Source organism: Stenotrophomonas maltophilia, assembly GCF_900186865.1.
GTDB lineage: Bacteria > Pseudomonadota > Gammaproteobacteria > Xanthomonadales > Xanthomonadaceae > Stenotrophomonas > Stenotrophomonas maltophilia.
Window position 1 is genome coordinate 1,397,176 of sequence record NZ_LT906480.1, and the last position, 18,088, is coordinate 1,415,263.

The 18,088-nt window shown below is 60.8% G+C and carries 21 protein-coding genes; 17 read left to right on the forward strand and 4 right to left on the reverse strand.

The window, feature by feature from the left end; genetic code table 11:
- Positions 1-119 precede the first annotated feature (119 nt).
- Positions 120-698: a hypothetical protein gene (locus tag CKW06_RS06730; protein WP_024957707.1), complete on the forward strand. Its 579-nt coding sequence runs from the start codon at positions 120-122 to the stop codon at positions 696-698.
- Positions 699-756: 58 nt separating this feature from the next.
- Here the strand turns inward: CKW06_RS06730 and CKW06_RS06735 are convergent, their stop codons facing one another.
- Together CKW06_RS06735 and CKW06_RS06740 are read right to left on the reverse strand one after the other, a co-directional pair.
- The gene (locus CKW06_RS06735; RefSeq protein WP_024957706.1) at positions 757-1,299 is read right to left on the reverse strand and encodes a hypothetical protein; all 543 of its coding nucleotides are present in this window, start codon (positions 1,297-1,299) and stop codon (positions 757-759) included.
- A gap of 125 nt (positions 1,300-1,424) precedes the next feature.
- Positions 1,425-3,341 (reverse strand): type 4 pilus major pilin, encoded by a 1,917-nt coding sequence (locus tag CKW06_RS06740; protein WP_157740190.1) that lies wholly within the window; start codon positions 3,339-3,341, stop codon positions 1,425-1,427.
- 133 nt (positions 3,342-3,474) lie between these two features.
- Between CKW06_RS06740 and CKW06_RS06745 the strand changes: the two genes are divergently transcribed.
- The 9 genes from CKW06_RS06745 (at position 3,475) to CKW06_RS06785 (ending at position 7,418) form a co-directional block, all read left to right on the forward strand.
- Positions 3,475-3,702, forward strand: coding sequence for a hypothetical protein (locus CKW06_RS06745; RefSeq protein WP_143568540.1), 228 nt, complete (start codon positions 3,475-3,477; stop codon positions 3,700-3,702).
- Positions 3,699-3,944 (forward strand): hypothetical protein, encoded by a 246-nt coding sequence (locus CKW06_RS06750; protein WP_024957703.1) that lies wholly within the window; start codon positions 3,699-3,701, stop codon positions 3,942-3,944. Before CKW06_RS06745 ends, CKW06_RS06750 begins: the two co-directional genes overlap by 4 nt.
- Entirely contained in the window at positions 3,941-4,414 is a 474-nt protein-coding gene (locus CKW06_RS06755; protein WP_024957702.1) for a hypothetical protein, read from the forward strand. The genes CKW06_RS06750 and CKW06_RS06755 overlap by 4 nt, the downstream gene beginning before the upstream one ends.
- Positions 4,415-4,610: 196 nt before the next feature.
- Positions 4,611-5,198, forward strand: a complete 588-nt coding sequence (locus CKW06_RS06760) for a ParA family protein (RefSeq protein WP_024957701.1) — start codon at positions 4,611-4,613, stop codon at positions 5,196-5,198.
- A gap of 11 nt (positions 5,199-5,209) precedes the next feature.
- Entirely contained in the window at positions 5,210-5,764 is a 555-nt protein-coding gene (locus CKW06_RS06765) for a hypothetical protein (protein ID WP_024957700.1), read from the forward strand.
- 322 nt (positions 5,765-6,086) lie between these two features.
- On the forward strand, positions 6,087-6,311 hold the full coding sequence (locus tag CKW06_RS06770) for a hypothetical protein (RefSeq protein WP_024957699.1): 225 nt from the start codon (positions 6,087-6,089) through the stop codon (positions 6,309-6,311).
- 337 nt (positions 6,312-6,648) lie between these two features.
- On the forward strand, positions 6,649-6,867 hold the full coding sequence (locus CKW06_RS06775; protein WP_024957698.1) for a hypothetical protein: 219 nt from the start codon (positions 6,649-6,651) through the stop codon (positions 6,865-6,867).
- Positions 6,854-7,069 (forward strand): hypothetical protein, encoded by a 216-nt coding sequence (locus CKW06_RS06780; protein WP_024957697.1) that lies wholly within the window; start codon positions 6,854-6,856, stop codon positions 7,067-7,069. Before CKW06_RS06775 ends, CKW06_RS06780 begins: the two co-directional genes overlap by 14 nt.
- Complete coding sequence (locus CKW06_RS06785) at positions 7,059-7,418, forward strand: hypothetical protein (protein ID WP_024957696.1); 360 nt, start codon at positions 7,059-7,061, stop codon at positions 7,416-7,418. The genes CKW06_RS06780 and CKW06_RS06785 overlap by 11 nt, the downstream gene beginning before the upstream one ends.
- 33 nt (positions 7,419-7,451) lie before the next feature.
- Here the strand turns inward: CKW06_RS06785 and CKW06_RS06790 are convergent, their stop codons facing one another.
- A complete protein-coding gene (locus CKW06_RS06790; protein WP_024957695.1) occupies positions 7,452-9,005 on the reverse strand; it encodes an ATP-dependent nuclease in 1,554 nt (517 codons plus the stop codon).
- A gap of 88 nt (positions 9,006-9,093) precedes the next feature.
- Positions 9,094-10,131, reverse strand: coding sequence for a hypothetical protein (locus CKW06_RS06795; protein WP_024957694.1), 1,038 nt, complete (start codon positions 10,129-10,131; stop codon positions 9,094-9,096).
- 1,086 nt (positions 10,132-11,217) lie between these two features.
- Here CKW06_RS06795 and CKW06_RS06800 point away from each other — a divergent pair.
- From CKW06_RS06800 to CKW06_RS24075, 7 genes are all read left to right on the forward strand, one after another.
- Positions 11,218-11,556: a hypothetical protein gene (locus tag CKW06_RS06800; RefSeq protein ID WP_136191681.1), complete on the forward strand. Its 339-nt coding sequence runs from the start codon at positions 11,218-11,220 to the stop codon at positions 11,554-11,556.
- 35 nt (positions 11,557-11,591) lie between these two features.
- The gene (locus CKW06_RS06805; protein WP_024957448.1) at positions 11,592-12,209 is read left to right on the forward strand and encodes a hypothetical protein; all 618 of its coding nucleotides are present in this window, start codon (positions 11,592-11,594) and stop codon (positions 12,207-12,209) included.
- A 66-nt stretch (positions 12,210-12,275) separates the two neighbouring features.
- Positions 12,276-13,424, forward strand: a complete 1,149-nt coding sequence (locus tag CKW06_RS06810; RefSeq protein WP_024957449.1) for a hypothetical protein — start codon at positions 12,276-12,278, stop codon at positions 13,422-13,424.
- Positions 13,425-13,488: 64 nt separating this feature from the next.
- Positions 13,489-13,983: a hypothetical protein gene (locus CKW06_RS06815; RefSeq protein ID WP_024957450.1), complete on the forward strand. Its 495-nt coding sequence runs from the start codon at positions 13,489-13,491 to the stop codon at positions 13,981-13,983.
- A gap of 2 nt (positions 13,984-13,985) precedes the next feature.
- A complete protein-coding gene (locus CKW06_RS06820; protein ID WP_024957451.1) occupies positions 13,986-17,000 on the forward strand; it encodes a TraM recognition domain-containing protein in 3,015 nt (1,004 codons plus the stop codon).
- 85 nt (positions 17,001-17,085) lie between these two features.
- A complete protein-coding gene (locus tag CKW06_RS06825) occupies positions 17,086-17,616 on the forward strand; it encodes a hypothetical protein (protein WP_024957452.1) in 531 nt (176 codons plus the stop codon).
- A 260-nt stretch (positions 17,617-17,876) separates the two neighbouring features.
- Complete coding sequence (locus tag CKW06_RS24075; protein ID WP_255211731.1) at positions 17,877-17,999, forward strand: hypothetical protein; 123 nt, start codon at positions 17,877-17,879, stop codon at positions 17,997-17,999.
- Positions 18,000-18,088: the final 89 nt, after the last annotated feature.

Here is an 18,088-nt window from a genome sequence, read left to right on the forward strand (position 1 = left end):
GCCTGCGGGCGTCTAGGTTCCGATGCAGGCTAAACGACGTCTTAGGTGCGACAATGCAGGCACCCGGCTGATGCGGAACGCGAGTCGCCGGTGTCTGCGTAACTCACAAGGAATGTGTTGTGTTCGGAATATTCAAGAAGCGCGAATCTCAAATGGATCAGGCTCAGAAGCAAGTCGATGAAGCCCTTGCTCGGCTGGGCGCCTCTGTGCTCCTCATCACTCAAGCAGGAAAGATTGTGATGACCTCGGAGGCACTAAAAAGCCGTCCGAAGGACTGGATGGGAGGGCAGGCTATTGAGGTGATGGTTCATCATCCCAGCCAAGAGCCCTACTTCATCTATTACGAGAACGAGCAATACTACTTCAGCATGGCGAGTGCTGGGGGCAGGCAGTCCCTTTCCGATGCTCAGAGCTTTGAGGGCTACCGAAGCAGCGTTTCGCAGGTTCTGTGCATGTTCCTTGTCCTTCATCTCATCAGGGAGGAAGGGAAGGACATTCGGCATCCTGAAATGTCCTTCACTCATAACCGCATACACACCAACGTTGTCGCTTACGTTGAGCGCCTGAACAACTGGTATCCAATCCAGCACGGCTCCGAAGAGCCTGACTCGGCAACCGACAGGAAGCTGGTGTTGGTCAATCGAGGCTCCGTCGACATCTCTGAAGTGATCGCCATCAACGCGCCATCGCCCGCGTAGGTTGGCAGTTCGCCTAGTCTATGGCTGGTCCATGGCGCTACTAGGTTCGACGGCCTTGTCATGCCTGTCGCAAGGCCGCGATCCGTGAATACATCGCGGCAAAAGAAGGCCAATCCGTTCTTCCACTGGACCCGATCTTTCTTATCCAATGACTGGAGGGCACGGGCTCGCTGGTTGTGAGGACATCACCCGCGTTCTCCCAATAGGAGATCATCTCAGTCTCGCCCTTCCGACTCGTCGGATACTTGGCCGCCCAAACAACCGTAGAGGCGTAGAACTTCAGAAGCTCAACGTCGGTTTGGGAGGTGGCTAGGCCCGCCTCGTTGGCAAGGAGCACGCTGTCGTGCGTGTTAGCGGGCTTCTTGCCGCGGCTGACCAGAATGGCCTTCAAGAGGACTTCTATCGCCAAGCCGCAGAGCAAGTGGTAGGAGGGGCGAGCCGCCAGAGCCATAGAGAATCCGACGGGCTCTCCCAGCAGCTCTCTTGTCTCTTCTGCGCTTCCCCTGATGGACAGCCAAATGCAGGCGGCACCGGCTCTCAGGCCTGCTGCTCTTGCAAACCACTGGTTGGGGTGGTTCTGATCCGAGACGATATCTTCCATGCATGTGCTCTGGTGGCTCTACGGCCTTCAGTCTAGGTCATTGCAAGCAACGGAACTTCTAGGCGCTTCATTCGCGGGCGGCCGCGTGAAGTCACCCATGCGTCCGTGTTCGCTTCGATGCACCGTCACGCGGTGGGTCCTCTGCACGTCAGCGTCAGCGTCTGGTAGTCCACCCGCACGGGGTTGTAGAACTGGCGATACCAGTTGAACGCGAAGGTCTCGCCCACGTTGTGCTCGTTGCACGCCGGCAGGCCTTGCTGGGTGCCAAACCCACCGTTGGGCGTGCATCCAGCCTGGCCCGTGCAGGTGGTGTAGGGCGTCGAAGCCACAACCGAGGATGCAGGCCACTCCCAACGATACGGATTGTTGGTCTTGCCCACCAAATCGGACGCGCACGCTTGCCGGCACACGGCCAAAGAGGTGCCGCCGCTGGTCCAGTTGTAGTCGCAGTAATGCATGCCCATGTTGGAGACACATTCAAAATCGTAGGAGTAGGCATAACGGATGTTCCCCGCGTCCGAAAGCGTGTTGCATTGCTCTTCGTAAAAAGCCGACTCGCTCACGTTGGCGGGCCAGTTGCCGGGCATCGGTGCGGGCGTCTCCACCCGTTGGATGGGCACGTTGGCGATGGCCCAGTCCAGCTTTGCTTTCTCCGCTGGCGTCAGGCGCACCACCGCATCGGGATACCAGTAAGAAATGCCACTCGAACCCGAGGGGGGCGGCACGTCCTGCCCATCGGCCGTGTGCCACGCCACAACCTGCAAGCTCCCATCGCTGCAGCGAGCAGCCGTGGGCTTGCATGTGTTGACCTCGTTGCGACGCGCCCCTGTATCCACCCAGTTGGACCAGCCGCCATAAGTGGGGCCGGGCAGAGCGGTGGTGCCAAACGGGCAGTGGGTAAACACGTCCCTCGACCGCACCTGCTGCCGTTCCCAGGTGTGCGTGCCGGTTTGACCCGACGGGCAGGCTTGCGACGTGGGGAGCCATTGATCGCGTTCCTCACGGGTGCTCCACGGGCAGGCCTGGCAATCCCTCGTCGTCACGGCCGCCACCGTCTGGGCTTGAACCCACGCCTCGGGATGCTCCCACGCGGCGTCTGAGTTTGGATCCACGTCGCCGGGAGCGCAGACCTGGCGCGTGCGCACCGTCTCTGTGCCCCACGTGCCCGCCGGACAGCTCGCCCGGGCCGCCGAGCTTTCCGATTGCCGGCACGGCACCAAGGCCGGCGGAGCCGGGGTGGGGACCGGCGTTGGGAGCGGCTGAGGCACCGGAACGCTGGGCGCAACAGGAAGCGGCGGAACCGCCGGGGAAGGAGCAACCCCAGGGCTTGGCGACACGCTCCCAGGAACGCCCGGCACTGCATCGGGCACGCTGGGAGCGGTGGATACGGGCCCAGCCGGGGTTGGCGTTGAAGGGGCCGGGAACGCGGGCGTGGAGGGAGTGGGAAGCGTGGGCACCACGGCCACCGACGACCCGGCGACCAGGCCTGAGTAATAGACGACGTCGACCACGGCCCCATCGGCCCCGCACGCCAATCCCAGCCCGGGGACGTCCAGGGTTCCGCCGTTGCCCAACAAAACACTGGTGTTGCCCACGATCACGTCCCGCACGTTCGCGTCGCCCGCAAGGGCGGAGACGAACGGCACGCAGGCCCGCGCAGGAAGCCCGGACAGCCCCACGGAAAAGGCATCCCCCGCCAAGCGCACCGTGGCCGGGGACACAGTCACTGCACCACCCCACGCGTTGCTCATGGTCGCTGCGCTGGCTTGGCGGAAGTCGGTGGGAGCGAGCCCATCCTCAAGGACGTTCAACGTGCTGACGCCGCGGAACGTGCCGATGACGCCATGAGACCGATCAACGCGGCTGGCCAGGTCCCGAACGTTCTCGACGTCCGAGGCCACGTTGACCCGGGTGGTGACGCGGGGGTAGACCCAAAACGCGGCGGCCCCCATCGCCGTGGCAACCCCCAATGCGAGCAGCAACTCGACCAGGCCAAAGCCTGGGGCAGGAGAACGACGGCGAGGGCGGGCTTGCGGTGTCATGCATTTCAGCATGCGACACAACCGCGTTTTGACAAGCCCTGAGAGCAGTTCCTTATTTTAGTCAAAAATGTTTTGAATCAATGGGTTGACATCGGTTGGCGATGTGGTTGGATCGTGGTGTAGGAGCGGTTTAATGGGTAAACCGACCTACCCACAAAAAGAGAGTGAAGACATGAAGATTCATCCCGTCGAGCCTGCCAGCACTGACCTGGCGCATTTCCAACTCCACACGGCCGCGCGGTTCCTGGACGGCACCAATGGCTTCAATCAGCTGGCCGACAAGCACCGCAGGATCCAGCGCTTGGCCACCCGCGCCCGCCATGAGCGGCGTTGGAAGAAGGAAGAGGAGCGCTTCGCATGAGCCTCTTGAACATGGCCCTGCTGTTTGTCGGTCTCCTGGGCACCGCGGTGTTCTACCGGGACCTGGTCGCCAACCCCATCTCCGCCGGGCGCGCCCTGGTGCGCCTCTATCGCGTGTCAGCTCCTGTTCGACTGGGCAGCAAGGCCCAGGAAGCATCCCGGCAGTGGTGGAGCATCGTGCTGGTGCCGTTCTACGCGTTGGTGGCCCTGGTGCTCATCGGGGTTCTGGGAGGTGGGCAATGAGTGCCGGGACTGAAAGCCTCATCAGGGCCATCCAAACCAACGACCCGCTGGCCTTCTATGGGTGGCTCCACACACTCAAGGGGACGCCCGACCTGGACGCTGGCGTGGCCGGCGATCCTGGTATCACCGCGTTGGCCGTCGCCTCCCTCATGTATTCCAAGGCCATCCAGTCGGACCCGGTCCTGGCGACGCGTTATGCGGCGATGATTGAGGTGCTTATGGACGCCGGGGCCAATCCGCTGGTTCAGATCGGGGAGCGGTTCGTGGTGCGACGGGGGCACAACGGGAAGCTGGAGCGGCGACGGGTGGACCAAGGCCGAACGCTGGCGGAGGTCTGCGGGGGCGTTCTTTGCCCGGCGATGCAGGCATGGTTTGGACGCCAACGGGCAGGCAAATGGTCCAATACCGCGCTTCATCGCCCTCATCCCGCCTACGCCCACCTCCGTCGCAACCACAAAGCCATGGCCTGACGCCCAGGGCGGCGGCTGCTCGCCGCCGAAAAGCGGGGTGGAAACCACGGTAGGGTGGGCCACGGCTCCCGCCGGGCCCCGGGGAGCTGAACCTAAGACGTCTGCACCGCTGAAACCCCCTAGCTGCATGGCTCTTGCGGGATTAGGTTTGCATCGTAGTGTGTTGCACGACCTACCCATAAAAGGATCCCATCTGATGCGTCTCGTTGTCTGCTGCTTCAAGGGGGGCGTGGGGCGCACCACGCTTTCGCTCAACCTCGCCGCCGCGTTTGCCGGCCAATCCCGTGTGCTCGTCAACGACCGTGACCCTCAATGTGGTTCGGTCGCTTGGTCTGCGATGAGCGACGGGGAGACCCCGTTTACCGTGAGCCGTGCCTCATCCTCAGGCTTCGACCTGGAGATTCAAGACCTGCCGCCCAGCGCCCCAGTGAAAGACCAGCTGCCGGACGCGGACCTCTATCTAGTTCCCACGTTGCTCGATGGTGGATCGTTTGTGGTCTATTTGCGGACGATTGAAACCCTGCGACGACAGGGCAAGCCCTTCCTGCCGGTCGCCAACCGAGTCAACCTCAAGCGGGCGGAGCACCGCCGCCGGCTGGAAGATCCCAGCCTGGCAGGCGCCATCGTCATTCCCGAACGCGCAGCACTGGCCAGCTATTACGAACTGGGGGAAACCGTGTTCTCCATGCGAGGAGCTGGGGTGGACAAGGCCCGAGAAGACATTTTGCGGGTAGGTCAGGCTATCCAAAAAAGATTGGCCAACCCGGGCCGGTGGCAGGCATGATGGAGCTCCCAATGCTGCCCCTGCCGGACCTCATGGCTGCCAAGAAGACCCCCGCCAAGAACGCCGTTGCCAAAGCCCGCAAAGACCTGTCCAAAGCCGCGAAAGTGGTCCACGCCAAGCCGCAACGCACGTATGCGCCGCTCATTGATCTGGACCAGTTTTCCGAGGAGCAGCTGGCAGAGCTGATGGTGGCTGCAGGGGACGCGCCTGGGCGCAAGACCTATTTCGACTACAGCGAAGAGCAGCCCTTTATCCGGTCGGGGAAGAAGGTGTATCTCGAAGTGGGGCGTGGTAGCCAGATGTTTGACTATCGAGACGCCCAGGGCGTCAGGACCGAGAGAACGATGGTGACCGTGCCGCCCAAGCTCCGCGATCAGCTCCAGGATTTGACGGGAGAAGAGAGCCCGGTGATCACCACTGCGATCATCGCCTTGGCGTCCTGGGCCTGCCAGGAACTAAAAAGGAGCAAGCGGCGCTTGGTGGTGGCGACGGCGACCGACGACCTGGATCCGGTGCGGAAACAGGTCCGGAAGGCGATTGTGGGGCGGGCGAGGAAACAACGGTAGCCCTGGGTTGGTAGTGAACGACAGGCGGCCATGGGCCGCCTTTTTTATGGCTGGCGGCGGGTGGAAAGAGCAACGGCAAAAGCGGCTCAAAGCAAAAGCGGCATGGGGAAAAGGCGGGTGGGGCCTCGGCTTCCGCCGAGCCCGGTGCTTGGCTGGAAGTGTGAGGCGTTTCAGGGTTTTCGTGTCTTTTGCGGTTGCCCGTCACTTCTGCACTTTAGTCAAATAAATGTGTTGTTTTCGGGTTTACATTTTTACGCTCTGTCGTAGCCTGGATTTGTAGGGAGGCAATACCGCTGACCTGAAAACCAAACAAGGATTCATCATGAAAACCCCTCGCCGCCAAACCCTCGAAAACCGCGCCGCCCGTTTGGGGCTGCGACTCTCAGAAGCTGGGCTCCACGTCAAAATGGAAGCCGCCAACAACTGCGAAGCCATGCTGCGGTGGGAGCTTTCGGACGGGAAATACCAAGACAGTCTTTGCGGGTATGCCACCCTGGCCGAGGTTTCCGAGGCGTTGGATCACAAGGAAATCATGGCAGAGCTATGAGCAGGTCCTACGCCATCCCTGGGGTGGTAGTGAAAGACAGGCGGCCATCGGCCGCCTTTTTTATGGCTGGCGGCGGGTGGAAAGAGCGACGGCAAAAGCGGCTAGAGCAAAAGCGTGTTGGGGAAAGGCGGGTGGGGCCTCGGCTTCCGCCGGGCCCGGTGCTTGGCTGGAAACGTGAGGCGTTTCAGGGTTTTTGTGTTTTCTGCGGTTGCCCGTCAGTTCTACACTTTAGTCAAATAAATGTGTTGTTTTTGAGTTTACATTTTCAGGGCCTGTCGTAACCTGGATTTATAGGAAAGCAATACCGCTGACCGAAAAAGCCAAAAAGGTAACCGCCATGCAAAAAAACACTTTCACCATCGAAGCTGACTACTCCACCAACAGCTGGAGCAGCAACTGGGAGCCCATCGACAACGCGGAATACTCGACACTCGCCGAAGCCGAAGCCGGCATGGAAGATCTGGAGCAGAAACTGGGCTGGCGCAACATGCGCATCGTGGATGAAACGCGTTTTGTTTGGGCCTACGGACAGGAGGGCGAGGATGAAGATGCCTAAGCTCTATGCCATCCAATCCAAGCAACCGGCCCCGCGCCGGTTGTCTGGACCGAAGAAAGAGCTGATCTACGTCGATGCATCCAACGTTCTGATTGAAAGCGATGCGCATGTCCTAGATATGCGAGAGCTTCTCAAGCTCCACAAAGAAGATTTAAAAAAGAGGAGCAATAGCGTTTTGCAGGAGATCGCTCGTGGTTCGTAACCCCTACGCCATCCGACCCAAGCAGCCGGCCCCGCGCCGGCTGCCCACGGTTCGCATTGCCCCGGCCAAGGCGGCCGCATTCCGGGCTCTCGCTCGCCAGCAGGGGCTCACGGCCAGCAGTGCATTGGCTGCCCTGGTGGCCACCCATGCCGACATCCGGCAGCCGTTCGGGCCCCGAGTCCGTGCCAAGCATGGGCCGGATGGGAAGCGTTACGGCGCGATTTTGCCGGACCCGAAGGTGTCTGAAGAGGTGGCCCAGGGCCTGGTGCGGGATGCCCGAACGGCGGGGATCTCGCTGGGCGAGGCGATGCGGCAACTTGTAGATCGGTGTTTGGAGCAGAGCTGGTGAAGAATGCTGCAAGGCCATCGCAGCCGTTTTTGCTTACTCCGCAGAGGGGGAGGGTATTACTGCTGGCAAGGGCTTGGTATCTGATTCGATAACACTGGCTTGCCTAAGCTCCAGCCATTCCCGTAGTTCCGACACATAGAGTTGCCAATGCGGCGACCTTGAAGCGACATCAACTATGCGCGATAGGCCGGCAGCCCTGTTGATGTTAAGTGTGCTAATAATCAGCTCGATGAAGGAGTGCGTATCATCGACTGCTTCTATACCTTGTGCGAGTTCAATGATCTCAGTTCCTTCAATGTCATCTTGTGGTGGCAGACTACGGATCATCCAATGCAGCTGCGTCTCCGGCGCCGCAGCTGCATCATTCGCCGGGATAAGTTTTCTGATGCCTTCGAGGCAACGCTCACGGCGCTCCGACGCGCTGGTTTCGGTTCCAGTTAGAACCGCGTTGACACGTTCCCGTCGCTGGTGTTCGCTTGCATAAACATCACCGTCCAGCAAGAACAGCTGAGATTCGACGCTGTGTGCTCCGGACAGCATCAATCCAGCAGCGAGGGTGAAGCAGTTTGTCGCCGCGCCATAGGATGTTATGTTTGCATAGCGCTTCATTCCCAGCGAAAAAAGCTCGTGTTCCACGATTGTCAAGGTCATTTCGTCTTCGACAAAAACCTCAAGCGGCCGATCCCGTTCCCCGGTCAGTCGGTGGAGTGCCTCAGGCTTCGTATTTGAGAAGCAATACGTCTTGTTCTGATTTTTGACCGTGTGTAGGTGTTTGATGCTGGCAATCTTCGTGAGGTCAAGAATCGCCTCTCTGTGGGTTGTGAAGATTATCTGGAGCGATTTTTCTTTAGCTCGATCATGTAGGAGCTGCATCAAGCGAGTCAACGCGGCGGTGTGTAGTAGGAGGTCAACCTCATCAATCAGGATGAGTGAATACTTCGGCGCTTTGAAGACGACGGATAGGATTTCCAGAACTCTCTGCTCGCCCGCTCCCATGGCAAGCGCAGAATACCTGTTGCCATCGAGTGCAAGGCCATTGTATTTTCGTCCGGCATGCGCCTTGTGAACATTGAGCTCGGTATAGGCACGGTTGAACACTACACCCATTTTTGCTTTTATGAGCGTGGCGTCAGCGTGCACCTCTGTTTGATAGTTGATGGCTGAGTTATAGGTCTCTTCCTCAATGCGAGGAACGCAGGACTTTATTCCGATGAAGTAAACGTCGCGCTCCGGGCGCCTCGAATAGCGAGGGGACCACCTGTCCGCCTTCTTTCTGTATTCGGTGCTGATGTCTTTATGCTCAGTCAAGCCGTCTCTAAATGAATGATGCATGATCAGCGAGCTGCCTGCCCACGTTGAATCGGATGTGGGAGTGAAGAACTCCCGAAACTGCCAGCTCTTGCCGTCCGATCCTTCGGGTGGCCTATAACAGCAAGCGAGCGCGTGCAATACCGTTGACTTGCCGCAACCATTCGGCCCGAGGATTGCAGTGAGCGGTTTCTCGTCGAATCGAATCTCATCCAAAGCCAAGATTCCCTTGAGCTTCGTGATGTTCAAGCCATGAATCACTTGCTGACTGATTGCCATTTCGTAGTCCCTTGACGATTCCTTTGTCGGGGCACTCAATCGATGCCCACCGTGCCGCTTCTGAGGCAATGATAGCGAGAGAGCGGCTTTAGTTCTTTAGCTTCACCCAGTCCACGCCCAGCTGCCTCACCTCATCGCTCCACGCCCGGTATTCGTCCAGCGGCATCGGGGCCTCCAAGCCGCGTCTGACACGCTCCAGGTATTTGCTCTTTCGGGCCATCGCCTCGCGATACAGCAGCTCCGCCTCCTCCACCCGGTCAGCACGGCGGGCGGCCCGCAGCTGGGCCAGCCGGCGAACGGAATCCGGGTTGGTGGACAGCACGCGGGGAGCATGAGGCAGCGCCTGGCTGCTGGTCATCGGAACCCGCTTGTGGTTGCTGACCGGGTCCATGACTCGGTGTCGCCAGCATTCCCGCCAGTCATCTGCATTGAGCGGCCCATCGCTTGGCACATCCAACGGCACGACGATCCCATGGGCCTCGATGAGCGCCCACACGGCCCGCAGGAACGCGTCCACCGGAAGCCGTAGAAGGGTCACCTGGCCCTCTGCCACCACCTCGCCCCCGTCCCTCATTCGTAACGCCAGCAGGGCCTCGCTCAGTGCCAAGGCATCGCCTGACCGCGTGCTCCAGCCCACCAGGCCAACGCGCTCCCCATCCACCTCACCCGACCAGGCGTAGACGCGGAAGCGGGGCTTGTCGAAACGGGCGGACAGGTTTGCCAGCAGCCGCTCACGCTTCGAGTGGCGGCTCAACGGGGTGAAGTGGTTCTCTGCATACAGCAACGCAGAGCGCCGACGTTCCAGCAGCAGCGCCACGCGGTCAGGGGTCGCCGACGCTTGCCACTCTTTCCAGCACACGATATCTCGCAGGCCCTTGGCAGCAACGCAGGGACGGCAGGCAGGCACCCAGTTCTCCACGACACTGACGGGGCCGCCCAGTTGCGCGGGCACCAGTGGCGTAGCCGTCCAAGACTTGGGAGAGGCCAGGTCGAGCGGAGCGGAGCAGAAGGCGCAGGCGTTGCCGAACTCGGCCAAAACAGCCTTGCGTTGCCACCCGTTGGCCTTGCCTTCCAGCGGGGCATCGGCTTGAGCAATGGCATCCAAGAAGGGGGTCAGCTCAAACACGGAACACCCCCCAGCCGTTCAACGCAGGCCCAGCAACCGGATCGCAGAACAGGGGCAGTGGGGCGTTGCAGGAGTTTGAAAAAGATTTGACTAAAACGCTTTGCCGAGCCTGTCGAACCTCCCCAGCGACCGCCGATCCAAAACCCAGAGCCCGCTTGCCCGAAACATTTCCAGACCAGCACTGGCCCCCCAACCGCTGATCGAATACCGGGGGGCAGTGAACTTCAACCGAGGCCACTCGCTTGACTAAAACGGATGGGGTCAACGCTTTCCAGGCACCCGAACCAAAACCAATAGCCCCTGCAGTCGTCCTCCAGAACCCCCGAGCAAAGTTGACTAAAACAGATGGAGGCAGGGCTTTCAGAACACCCGAGCAGCGTGACTGAACCCAACCACTCACGCGATCCCATGCTGGCCTCCGCTTGACTAAAACGAACTGGGACAGGGCTGGGGCGTGGGGGAAACGGCGGTCCCCGATTTCTGAGACAGGGGGTGCGGCGTCGGTGGAGAGGTGGGGAGCTGGATGGGTGGGGAGGCAGGCTACGGGGGTTGGCGAAAACTTTTTTGAGCGGCGGGGCGTGGCGGGGGCGAGGGGCATAGGGGTCTCCGGTTGGGTTGAGGATTGGGGCTTTCCTTAACTTCTACCGGGGAAAAGCGGAAGGGCAAGAGCAGGGGAGCGAAAACTGGGGAGGGACTGCGGGGGAAGATGTTGGCTGCCCATTCACCGTTCAGGGTTGTCCGAAGGGTGAAGTGAGTAGGCCATACACAAGTCGCACCTCCGATGGGTTCCGGCTTGGCTAGAAACGCTGCGCGTTTCCACCCGCCCAAGCCTTGCTGCGCCTTGTTTTCAGTCTTGGCTAACAACTTGGCCAACCGTTCGGCTGAAAAAGTGCGGGAAGCGCAGAAAAACAAAGGAATACCGGCTTAGCCCCCTTGCGCTTCAAAAAACTCCTGCTAATCCATTGGGTATGGATTTTCATTGCAGGGGGTTAAGTGGGTCGTCCGTCGCTTCTAACCAAATCTTTCAGCATCGCTCCCGATGAGTTGGAGAGCGCGCGGTATTGCGCGAAAGAGCAAGGCGTTTCCTTGAACAAGTATTTGCGCCTGGCGGTCTTGGAAAAGAACCGGGGCGTGGTTCAGGGGCTGGAGGCGTCCGATGCGTTGGGCGACATCCGAGCCACGGTCCGCGAATCCGAAACGCGGAATGCCCTTGCCCTAGAAAGCGCGCTGGCGGACTTGCGAGCGGAGCAGAGCGCGGCGCTTCAGGCCAACGAGGACCTGGTGGTGAAAACCCTTCAAGCGTTTTCCCAGTTCCTGGCGCAGCAAGAACCCGACGCCGAAACCCTCTCCAAGCAACCGGCCACCAAAGCAGCAAGCCGTGGGCCGGTAGCCAATCCGGCGTTCCTGCCTCCCAAGCCCTACTAACCCCTTTCCCAACTACCTCATAAGGAGGCATACCCATGAAGCGTTTCATCCTCACTCTCACCATCGCCGCGTTGCTGGCTCCGGGGCTTTCGTTTGCCCAGGACACCCCCCAGCCCGAACCCCAGAAGAAGACCGACAAGCTGCGCCTGTTCAAGGCGGGCGGGATTGGCTGCGCTGCCGGTGCAGGCATCGCTCTGCTGACCGGCAAGAAAGACAAGGCCCTGACGGCGTGCGCTGCAGGCGCGGTCGTTGGCGGTTTTGCGTCGTATCGCGCGCAGGTCCAGGAAGCCCAGGAAGTGGCAGACGCCGCCCGCGCTGCGGGGCTGGACGCCCAGGTGCATACCAAGATCGTCCAGGCCAACGACAACGATGGCCCGGTTGAGGCCCTGGACAAGCTGGTCATCCGTTACCCGGCCGCTGACATGCAGCAGGTGAGTGCCAAGACCGCTGCCACGCTGGACAAGCTGGCCGCGTTGCTCAAGGCGAGCAAAGAAAAGCTGACGGTTGGCTTCAGTGGTGCCGATGCCGCCGTGTGCCAGGTGCCGGTCGTTGAGCTGGCAAAGCGCGGCGCGCTTCAGAACGCCACGGTCGATGACCAGTGCGGCCGGGGCGATTACGCCATCACGGTTTCGCCGATCCCCGACGTTCGCTAAGCCAACCGAGAGCTGGGGGGCGAGAGCCCCCTGGCTCAAATCTTTTTCAAGCGCCTGGGAGGAACCATGACACCCGAAGAACTCATCAAACAACGCAAGCAGCGCGAGCTGCTCGCCAAAGCAGCACAAGCCAAGACCACCGCGACCACGGACGCGGAGAAGCTCGTCAGCGATGCGACAAAAGAAAACTTGAAAACCGCAGGCCGGCTAGCTGCAAGTTTTGGCAAAGCCTTGGCAGACAAAACCAAGCAAGCGGCCTCGGTCGCCGCTGAGAAGGGGCGAGAGGCGCAAGAAGCGTTGGCCCGGCGTGCGGAAGAGGCCAAGGCGCGCAAGGAAGCCGAAGCCGCAGAGAACGCGCGCCTGGAAGTCGAGCGCGCCCAGGCGTTGGCCGAGCAAGAAGCGACTGCCCAGCCCGAGCCGCGGGTGGTTGAGCCCGAGCCCGTTCAAACCGATTCCGCTCCCGAAGCGCCCGAGCCGGTTGTTGAGGAGGTGGTTCCCGAGCCGACACCAGAACCAGAAGCAGGCCCCGCGCCTGTCATCAAAGAGCCGGTCAGCGCTCCTGCGCCTGCCGTCAGTGAAGCCGTGGACGCAACGCCTGCCGCTCCAGTGCCGGCCGAGCTGGTGGCCCCGTCTGTTCCGAACCCCGAACCGAGCAAGTCAGCTCAAGCCCCGGCACCGGCCCCCAAGGCGACGTCGACCCGGGCCCCGGTGAAACCGGAAGCCCTCAAGGCCAATCCGGCCGGTGAGGCGTCGGCGAAGGCCAGCAACAAGAAGGGCTGGCAACTTCTGGCTGGGTCGGGCGTGGCCGTCCTTGTGCTGGGTGGGGCGTTGGCGTGGTGGACCACTCACCGCTCCAGCGAAACCGTTCCGCTCCAAGACAAACCGGCTGCAGCAGTGACTGCCCCGGCCCCCGTCGCCGTGCCAGTTGCTCCGGTTGTATCCGCGCCGCCCCAGGTCGAGGAGCCCAAGCCCGTGACTGCCCCGGTGGAAGAGAAGGCCGCGGTCGCTGCCCCGGTTGTGGAAGCCCCGGTGCTGGCAGAGCCACCTAAGGCCCAGACCCCGGCAACTGCCCCGGCGTCAAAGCCGGTGCCGGTTTCGAAACCAGCTGCAAAGCCCAAGCCGGCCCCCAAGCCTGTTGCTAAACCCGAGCCGAAAAACGATTGGCAGGACCAAGCCAACAGCGATATCGACGCGTGGGCAGAAAAGATCAGGTGAGGTGCTTGCGCTTATCGAAAGCCTTGCTAGAAAGAATGTGTATCCATGAAAGATGGGAGGAAAAATGTTTGGGTGGTTGTTTACGCAGTATCGAAAGCCCGGAAAGCTCCACTTCGGATCGAAGTGGCTCAACCTGCATGGGCGATTTTTCATTGGTAACCCAGAAAGATTTGGGCTCTCCGATTGCCGAGAGAACGTCCTGACCTCGTATTACTACCTGCGGGCGGACCGGAAGATGCCGGTGGCAAACGATGGGGACTTTGATGCCTGGAGGATGGACGCCCTGCGCGCCAGCCAGGTTCGGCACGCCAGCGAAAAACATGTGTCCAAAGCCGGCTTTCTTGTCACCTCGGCCGCGTGCGTGGCCCTTTGCTTTGGGGCATTGGTCGTCAACAAAGTGAAAGGAACACGCCCTTCGCCGGCGGCGATCCAACTCGCGCCCTCGTTGTCGTTGAACGAGTGCAAAAAGAAATGGACGAGCGGCACCATCACGCCTCAGGAAATCGTGGCGTGTCAGGCGCTATCTCAAACCAACAACAACAACAACGGGAGGCACTGAGCATGTTGCTATCGCTGATGGATTGGACGGTCGGTATTGGCCGCAAGCTGTTCAAGAAGGACGATCAAGCGTCGAGCACGCTGGAGCAAATCATTCTGGACGGCAATGACCGCTACGAAAACTTGGTCGGGCGCTTTGACGTGAGCGACCGCGTGAAGAGCCGCGTGCTGGACGTTCCCCCAGAGGATGTAGATATGGCGGTCCAAGCGGGCGCGGTTTTCGACGAGAAAGAGATGGCACTGGTTGTGCCCGAAGAACTGGATCTGGACCAGTTCCATCCGTGGTGGCCGAAGGTTCCGGAGGATCTGCGCAACACCCAGGCCCGCATGATCATCACCAAGGAAGGACGTCGTGCCGAAGGCTTCGTGCTGGGGGACGACATGGCGCTGGGCGGCGACAGCACTGCAACCTCGCTGATGTATCTGGCCTTCCCGCTGATTGGTGCGGTTCAATACTTCTTGGGCTCGCTCATTGGCGTTTTTAGTTACGTGGTGCTGCTGGCTGCCATTCCTTACTTTGTTGCGTTGAAGCAAGCGGAAGGGATGAAGGAAGCCTTCAAGGGCCTGGCCCTGATGGTGCTGCCCGTGCTGATTGCAACCGCTTCGGCGGCGTTGTCGTCCGCGCTCCACGTGGACGCGGCCAGCATGGGGCAAGCAGCGGTTGACCCGATGAACACGGGAGCGGGGATGATGGCGGTCGCTGCGGGCTTTGCCAAAATGGCGGGCATCGTTCTTCTGATCTTGACCATTCCTGGCCTGCTGTTGTTTGCGGCCTTCCTGAGTGCGGCCTCGCATCCCCACCGGGGCGTGCTGGGGGGGACCGCCGAGCGCTTCATTCAGATGATGAAGTGGATGGTGGTGATCTTGGCCCTTGTTGGGGTTGGCTCCCTTCTCCCGGACGGAATAGGCGTGGCCGTGGCGTTTGTGATCGCGGCCATGTATGCCCTGCAGTTCACGGAAGGCAACTTCGTTCAAACGGCCGCTCGCCTCTATCTGCAGAACTTGGACAACAACCTGGCGACCCAGGGGGCCCTGTCCAAGTCCCACGTGAAGGCCCGCGAGCAGCAGGCTGCCGAAGCGTTGCGCGACAAGACCCCGCTTTTGAAGGTGGGTCGAGCGTCTGGTCACCTGAACGACCGCGGCCATGGCTTTGCGCCGGACAAGGGCACGGTGATGATGCTGTCCTGGCGCGACCTGACCCAAGGCCTGATCGTCTACGGGCGTATCGGTTCGGGCAAGTCCTTCAGCGTGCTGCGGCCGTTGGCCCGTCGCTATCGCGAGTCCGCATTGGCCGTAGGACTGCGGAATGAACTGAAGGGGAGCGCCGCGGGCGAGACCGTTCTTGATGCGAAGCGCAGCGGGGGTGGAGCACTCATCCTCGACGCGAAGGACGGCGCGATCATCTCCGATTTGGGCAAGGACGCGTTTGATATCGTCGTGCGCGCAGGCATGTCGGTGGCCCCCTACGAGGGCCTGGAGCCGGATCAAATCACCAAGGCCCTTCGCGGCGCGACCGGTGGCAAGGTCGATGAGAAGTCCAAGCTCTGGAGCGATGGCGGCGACGCTTTCCTCTTCCACACCGGCATCGTCCTGAAGGCCGCATGCGAGCACGAGCAGGCCTACCGAGACTTCTGCATCGCCAAGCTGGAAGGGTTGGAGCACGCCCGGTTGATGATGCTGCTGGAGCGGGAGGAGCTGGAGAAGCGTGGCTTGGGGTTGGAAGACCTGGAAGCGGCGCTGGCTCGCGTGGAAGAGCAAATGGGCACTTACGCGATTGTGGCGGAGGCTTCCCGGAACTGGTTCTACACCCCATTCCACCATGCCAAGCTGTTGGCGATGGTTGAGCAGGTGGTGCCGACGCCGCGTGGCGGGGAGATTGCCAGCGCTCGCGTGCTGGAGTTGGTGAACTGGTTGGGGTTGGAGCGCCCGGATACGTCTAGCACGGACGAAGAGCGTGAGGCCTATGCCGCCTACTCCCGGGACTACCACAACCGCTTGGCCACCCGGTCCGAGACCGTCCATCCCGACTTGCTGCGTCCCATGTCCCAGCTGCAAAGCTCGCTGGAATGGGCATTGCTGGGCGTTCCCGCAATGCATAAGGAGCAGCGCCAGTCCTTCACGTTGAACTCGCGGGGGCTCATCGAAAAACTGCTTCGGGGTGAAAAGCTCCGGACGGCGGATGACATCCCGTGGCATTCCGTCGAACGTGGGGAAGTGGACGTCTCTCAGGCGCTTTACGGGAAGTTCGTGGGCTTGTTCCTGCCCCCCACCCAGTTCGGCGAAGCGGGCGACATGATGCAGCGGTTGCTCAAGCAGCGTGTCATGAACGGCATTCGGGCACGTGGGGCGCACGGGGACAAGTGGCGCGAAATGCTGCCGGGCCAAACCGACGTGCTGCTGATGATGGACGAGGCGCATTTGCTGCTGACTTCGGACGATGTGCTGCTCTTCAGCACCTCCCGAAGCCTGGGGTTGATGCCGGTGATCGCGGTGCAGGGCCACGACAGCCTTATCAACACCTACGGGTCGGAGAACGAAGCCGATTTGCTGGCCAACACCATGCAATCGGTCGTCGCGCTCAACCACTCGTTTGTCACACGCAACTACTTGATGAAGCGGCTGGGCAAGGCTCAGTTGACCACCTTCAAGGAGCCGACGCGTGGCATCGATTTCTCGGGTGGCTTGACCAACTTCCGCCACAGCGTTCTCAACGATCCGAACCACCCCTACGCAGCGGCCTACGAGCAAATGCTGATGCAGGGCGCAGGCCGCTTGAGCGCGCTTCGCGTGGATCCGGCGACGGGGCGCAAATGGCGCGTCGGGGCTGAAGACACGGTGGGCCAAGAGGAGCTGGCACGGGACATCGACATGCCCACAGGGGGCAAGCGGGAGGTCCTGCCGCTCTTCCTGGAAGAGGAATACCCGGCCCTGACCGCTGCACGTGGCAATGCGATTGTCTCGCTCTGCCGAGCAGGCGTGAGCCGCACGGACTTGGCCGAGATGATGCCCAACGACTGAGCCCCAAAAGGGCAAGGCAACCCTTGCCCTTTTCCAAAATCGATCAATGCTGACCTAACCATCCATTTCCTTGAAGGAGGACTTTATGAGCAATGCCCACTTCGACGTCTTCAACGACCTGCTGGGCGCTCGCGATAAACGGCGAGCCAAGCTGGCCGGAGAGCGTCCAAACGACCACCAACCGCAGAAGAAAGCCGTCTTCGACCAGTCGCTGGCGAAGGACCAGGCCGATATCCAGGAGAAGCAACAAGCCGTGTTGGACTGGGCCAAGCAAGCCAAGCCCGACGAGATCACCGACGCGCGAGAGCGGTTGCACGCACAGGTGCAGCAGCGCGCTGAAGACGCGCCCAAAGACAAGCACGCCCAAGTGGTGTTCAGCACCGTGGACGAATGGCGACAGAAGCGCCAGCAGAAGGACGGGGGGCAATCCTTGGGGGAAAACATCCCCATGCTGACTGCGGCCCAGCGGCAGCAAACCATGGGGCCTGGTAAGTTGGGCTACGCGCACTACGCCGCCAGCGCGAAGAAGGAAGCGGACTTCATGAAGCGCTATGAGGCAAACTTCGACTGGGATAAGCACGAGGCCCAAGTCCAGAAGAACATCTACCGTCAATGACGGTCCATTCCCCGTGTCGCATCCAGGGCCCTTCGGGGCCCTTTTTGTTGGGCACGTTCCCTTGTTTGTGAGTGGATCGATCTACCCATAAAAGCAAACGTCAAACGCGGCTCAAAGCAAGAGGCGGGATGGGGGTTGGAAAAGAGAAGAAAGGTTTTGACTAAACATCAAAAGTGTCGATCAATCGAGATTTTTAGGGTTGCCAGTTTTGTGAGATGTGGTTGACTGTAATCATTCAAACACAACCGGGGGAGGCCCCTATGTATATTTTTGCCGATGCTTACGAGTTCGCCGTGGACAACGTGGGGAACCTGCTGTTGACGTTGGGTGCGTTTTCGGTGGTGAGCTACGTGGCCGCCAACGTGGCAGGGTTGCTGGCATGATGGCCTGGTTGAGGGAGGATTTAGAGCAGATGGATCTGCACACCGTCTCACTTTTCCTACAAACCGGGGTTTTGGTCGGCGCGGCTTTC